Genomic DNA, 3,179 nt, shown 5'->3' with positions numbered 1-3,179 from the left:
TGGCAAACATCACGCCTCCGACGGCGCCTTTGCTGTATCTGGGTGCTCAGATCTGTGAAGTGCCTGTGTCACGTATGCTGTGGCCGACGCTGGTGTTCATCATTTTCGCCTGGCTGCCGACGCTGATGCTGACGACGTTTGTGCCGGAGCTTGCGCTCTGGCTGCCCGATCTTCTGCTCGGCAAATAAGGCGGGCTGAATAAAACTGGAAAAGGCGCTCAGTATCTGAGCGCCTTTTCCGTTTCCTGGTTATTTCCGAACGGATCGTCTCTTGTATCTCTCAGGCCGGCAGTCCCCGCGCAGGGGATGCTCCAGACGGCTGAATTACAGGACGAACATCCATGAATGCAGGCTGATAAACAAAGCGGTTGCGATTACCACTGCCGCGATGCCGGATGCGTCTTTTGCAAGTTTTGTCATTGTCCTGATCCCATATTGCTGTGATTGCATTATCCCGCACCTATGCCCGAAGTCGTTCCGGAACCACCGCCATTAGCGCATAGTTGTTCTGCAGCCACCGCATGACAGATGTTCGAGATCAGCCGCCGGCGTATCAACCAACGCCCGAATACGCGCAGCGTTCACAAGTTGATAATGCGTTTTATGTTAAATAACGTGACACCCGGATCGCTGCCGGACCGGTGTTGGCGCGGCACGCTGTGCTGACCTCGCTGATCAGACACCGGGTTCTGGTCCCGGTGACCCCCGGCGGGTCCGGCCCGCGTCAGGTGGTCGGCGGCGTGCGCGCGGCGGCGTCGATTGCGTCAAACGAGGTTGCCCCGAGCTGACCCATGGCGCGCACCAGTTCCAGCTTCAGGATATCCATTGCCCGCTGTGCGCCTGCCGCACCGCCGGCCCCCACGCCGTAGGCAAGAGCCCGTCCGCTGAAGGCAAAATCCGCCCCGAGCGCCTTTGCGCGCATGAAATCCGCACCCCGGCGGATACCGCTGTCGAGAATTATCCTGATGCGACCGTCAAGGGCCGCGGCAATGTCCGGCAGCACATCAACCGTCGCCGGACCAAAGGCCACCTGCCGGCCGCCATGATTGGACACGACGATGCCGTCACACCCGATGTCAGCACATCTGACGGCGTCATCCGCGTGCAGAATACCCTTGACCAGCAGCCTGCCTTTCCAGCGGTCTCTCAGACGTTCGAGATGCTCCCAGGTAAAACCGGGCGTGATCAGCGTTTTCTGCACATCCGCATAAGAGGTCGCGCTTTGCAGCAGATCCGCATAGTTGGCGATGTTGGGCTTGCCGTGCTGCAGGCTGGCCAGGGACCAGACCGGATTGAGCGCCAGTTGCACCAGCACTTCCGGCGTGAACCGGAACGGCACGCTCAGCTGGTTGCGGATGTCGCGGTCCCGCTTGCCGGCGGCCGGCACGTCCGCGGTGACCATCATCACAGGGTACTGCGCCGCCTCAGCCCGCGCGACGAGACTTTCTGTGACCGCCTCATCGCCGGAGACATAAAGCTGAAACCAGCCGTTTCCCTCCGCAGCCTCAGCCAGACGCTCAAGCGTTGTCGAGGCCGCAGAGCTTGCCACATAGGGGATGTTTTCGCGTTTACAGAGCCGGGCCAGGATCAGATCGGCGTCCGGCCAGAAGGCATTCAGCATCCCGATCGGCGCCATGCCGAACGGCAGATCAAACGTCTGGCCGAAGAGACCGGCCCGGGTGTCGATCCGGGCCACGTCTCTCATATATCTGGGCGTCAGCGAAATTTCCTCAAAGGCCGCGCTGTTGCGTCTCAGATTGTGTTCGGATTCCGCACCGCCATCAACCAGATCAAAGGCGAACCGGGGGATCCGGCGCCGGGCGCGCAGACGCAGGTCTTCGATGGATGCCGCGCGGTCGAGACCCATCAGATCGACCAGCCGCCGTCGATGGCAAAGGTCTGACCGGTGGTAAAGGCCGAGAGATCCCCCGCGAGATACGCCACCATTTCCGCAATTTCTTCAGGTGTGCCGAAACGGCCCATCGGCTGGCGTGCGGTAAAAGCCTTATGCGCGGCCTCGAAATCACCGGTGGAGGCCAGGCGCTCTTTGAGAGATGGGCTTTCAACCGTCCCGGGGCAGATCGCGTTGCAGCGGATGCCCTCCTGCACGAAATCGGCGGCGATGGCCTTGGTCAGGCCAATTATTGCCGCTTTCGACGCGCCATAGGCAAAGCGGTTGGGGGCCCCCTTCAGACTTGAAACCACCGACGCGATATTGATGACCGACCCTCCGCCTGCCCCGCGCATGCCCGGCAGGACCGCTTTAGTCACATGAAACACAGCCTTTGCATTCAGATCAAAGGACCTGTCCCAGGCATCGTCATCACAATCAAGGATCGTGCCGCTGTGCACCCATCCCGCGCAGTTCACGAGGATCTGAAACGGCCCTGTCTCACCCGTCAGAGCTGCAATCGCGCGCACGTCAAGAACGTTCAGCTCATGCGCCGAAATACCGGCTGTCTGGGCGGCCAGATCGTCAACCGCCGCCCTGTCGATATCTGTGGCGATTACCTTTGCTCCGCGTCTGGCCAGCGCTTCGGCCGACGCGCGCCCGATCCCCTGCCCTGCGGCGGTGACGAGCGCGGTTTTTCCTGAAAGTATCTGTTCCATCATATCCTCCTCATCGGGCCAGCCAGCCGCTGATTTATTGGAATCTGGCGACAGCCACCTTGAAATAATCCTGCTCTCGCTGCACACTATCAACATAGTTCTAAATCAAATTCAGCAAAACAAGCCTGATTTTGAACTGCAGTTATCAAACCACACGTAATTCATTTGAACCAAAATTAGCAGTCTCCAATCTTCTTAACGGATTGTAATGTCGGTTAATAGCCAGAAACAGCACAAAAAAAATAATCTCGTTCTCGTAATTGCCTTGTTCCTGTTCCTTTTCCTCTTTTCGGTTTACCTGCTTACCTACACCCCCCGCATCAACTCCAGCGATGGCCTGGCAATGTTTGCCACCGCAGAAAGCCTGGTTCGACGCGCCGCGCTGGACATTGAGCAAATTCGCTGGATGGATTTGCAGCAAGGTACTTACGGCCTCGATGGGCTGCTCTACTCCCGCAAAGGCATTGGTGTCCCCATTGGCCTTCTGCCACTCACATTGCTGGGGCTGGTCATTCCCTGGTTTGGGCCGGTTAGCACCAGCCTGCTTTTTAACGCCATTGTCACCGCGCT

3 protein-coding genes and 1 pseudogene are annotated in these 3,179 nt (G+C 58.9%); 2 read left to right on the top strand and 2 right to left on the bottom strand.

What is annotated here, in order from left to right; all coding sequences use genetic code 11:
- Positions 1–188: pseudogene (locus Q0M35_RS18310) on the top strand (TRAP transporter large permease); the annotation flags it as partial.
- 535 nt (positions 189–723) lie between these two features.
- On the opposite strand, the gene Q0M35_RS18305 reads toward Q0M35_RS18310, so the two are convergent.
- Both Q0M35_RS18305 and Q0M35_RS18300 read right to left on the bottom strand, forming a co-directional pair.
- The gene (locus Q0M35_RS18305) at positions 724–1,866 is read right to left on the bottom strand and encodes an alpha-hydroxy acid oxidase (protein ID WP_295317686.1); all 1,143 of its coding nucleotides are present in this window, start codon (positions 1,864–1,866) and stop codon (positions 724–726) included.
- Positions 1,866–2,609 carry an SDR family oxidoreductase gene (locus tag Q0M35_RS18300; protein ID WP_295317685.1) on the bottom strand — a complete coding sequence of 248 codons (744 nt, stop codon included), beginning with the start codon at positions 2,607–2,609 and terminating at the stop codon, positions 1,866–1,868. Before Q0M35_RS18300 ends, Q0M35_RS18305 begins: the two co-directional genes overlap by 1 nt.
- A gap of 208 nt (positions 2,610–2,817) precedes the next feature.
- On the opposite strand from Q0M35_RS18300, the gene Q0M35_RS18295 reads away from it, so the two are divergent.
- On the top strand, positions 2,818–3,179 hold a 362-nt coding region (locus Q0M35_RS18295), incomplete at its 3' end, for a hypothetical protein (protein WP_295317684.1).

The organism is Roseobacter sp., assembly GCF_024639605.1.
Lineage (GTDB): Bacteria > Pseudomonadota > Alphaproteobacteria > Rhodobacterales > Rhodobacteraceae > Roseobacter.
Note: the sequence above shows the minus strand (reverse complement) of the source record. Positions and strands in the feature narration are given on the sequence as shown.